Origin of the sequence: Acutalibacter sp. 1XD8-36 (assembly GCF_009917525.1) — a bacterium.
Taxonomy (GTDB): Bacteria; Bacillota; Clostridia; order Oscillospirales; family Acutalibacteraceae; genus Acutalibacter.
In genome coordinates this window covers 1-1,314 of record NZ_QZDU01000051.1, presented here as the reverse complement: position 1 = coordinate 1,314, position 1,314 = coordinate 1, and the positions used below count along the sequence as shown (strand labels likewise).

At 38.8% G+C, this 1,314-nt stretch carries 2 protein-coding genes; one reads left to right on the top strand and one right to left on the bottom strand.

The features are described 5' to 3' along the window. Positions 1–471: 471 nt before the first annotated feature. Positions 472–705 carry a helix-turn-helix domain-containing protein gene (locus D5270_RS16445; protein ID WP_166545094.1) on the bottom strand — a complete coding sequence of 78 codons (234 nt, stop codon included), beginning with the start codon at positions 703–705 and terminating at the stop codon, positions 472–474. Positions 706–853: 148 nt separating this feature from the next. Between D5270_RS16445 and D5270_RS16440 the strand changes: the two genes are divergently transcribed. Beyond that, positions 854–1,231 (top strand): helix-turn-helix domain-containing protein, encoded by a 378-nt coding sequence (locus D5270_RS16440; RefSeq protein ID WP_166545093.1) that lies wholly within the window; start codon positions 854–856, stop codon positions 1,229–1,231. Positions 1,232–1,314 lie beyond the last annotated feature (83 nt).

Here is a 1,314-nt window from a genome sequence, read left to right as displayed (position 1 = left end):
TATACATATTAACCTCTCTTTTTTGGTAAAACATGATTTTAAGAATGTACCAAAGCCCGCCGCGAAAAGCACAGCACTTTCCAAAAAACAGTAATTATTTATTGATTTTCAGTAATTCCCGGTGTATAATGGTACGCAGCCCTATCTTGGGGCAGAAAGGGGTTGATGCCATGCGGAGAAATCGGCAAGGCACTCTTTTTGCCTACACGTTCCAGACCGAAGTAATGGCGTGATGCGTAGGGGCAAAGGCTGAACCGGGACTGCCAAAGTGAGCGACGTGCCATAGAAGCGTAGTCGCGTATACGTATTTATCTGTTCTGCTACATAAAGCAACTTGTGGCAACTGTGGATAATTTCTTTCGTCAGAGAAAACGGAAAAACGCGAAGCGGGGAACAGATAAATTGCAGTTACGTTCTGGTAACAAAAATCCGGGAGAAATCTGTTGACTTTTTCATGGTCTCACCTCCTCCCTATGAGCTATTTTTGAGATTTCGCTCTCCGTTCCACCCGAACAAATCATTTGGCGAAACATCCAGCGCATTAGCCAACGCTATTACATCGCTGTCCTTTATACTCTTCCTGCCGTTAAGCAGCGAGCTAAACTGATTTTCAGAATATCCAGCGGCGATAGCAATGGCCTTTTTCTTTAGTCCGCGTTCCTCAATAATTCTTTTTGTGTTAGTCGCGATAGTAGAAACCTGCATTTGTTCACCTCCTCAAGATTCTTGATACAAACTTATAGTACATCAAATTTCTTGAATTGTCAATAGTATTTTCTCAAGTTTTTTGAAGATTTCTCTTGACACTCATGTAGGACTTATGTTTTAATATATGTAGAAAGTTGGTGAATAGATGGGAATAGGGAAACGCCTAAAAGAAGCAAGAGAAACTGCCTCTTTAACACAAGAAGAACTCGCAAAACTTGTTGGTGTAACTCCTTCTGCGATTACTAATTATGAAAAGGAGACTAGCCACCCAAAAGAACCTGTTATGTACGCTCTTTTAAACGCATTAAAGGTTGAACCCAATTTTTTGTTTCAAGATTGTGTAAAAATAGCTCCTTTACATCAATCCGAGACGTTACTTGATGATGAGTGGAAACTAATAAATAATTACCGCCAACTCAACGAAGAAGGAAAAGAAAAGTTATTAGACAATTCTATTGACCTTGTCTTTAGCGGAAGATATAAAAAACATAACGAAGTTATCTTGGGCTCGAAAGAAGCATAATATCAAATTATAAAAAATATATTGAATAATGTAAAAATGAAAAGAGGAATGTAAAATGAAGTGTCCAAGATGTGGCGGGAATA

What these genes read in the sequence shown, in the direction of transcription:
- D5270_RS16445 (WP_166545094.1), bottom strand. Translation starts at nt 705, where the DNA reads ATGCAGGTTTCTACTATCGCGACTAACACAAAAAGAATTATTGAGGAA.
- D5270_RS16440 (WP_166545093.1), top strand. Translation starts at nt 854, where the DNA reads ATGGGAATAGGGAAACGCCTAAAAGAAGCAAGAGAAACTGCCTCTTTA.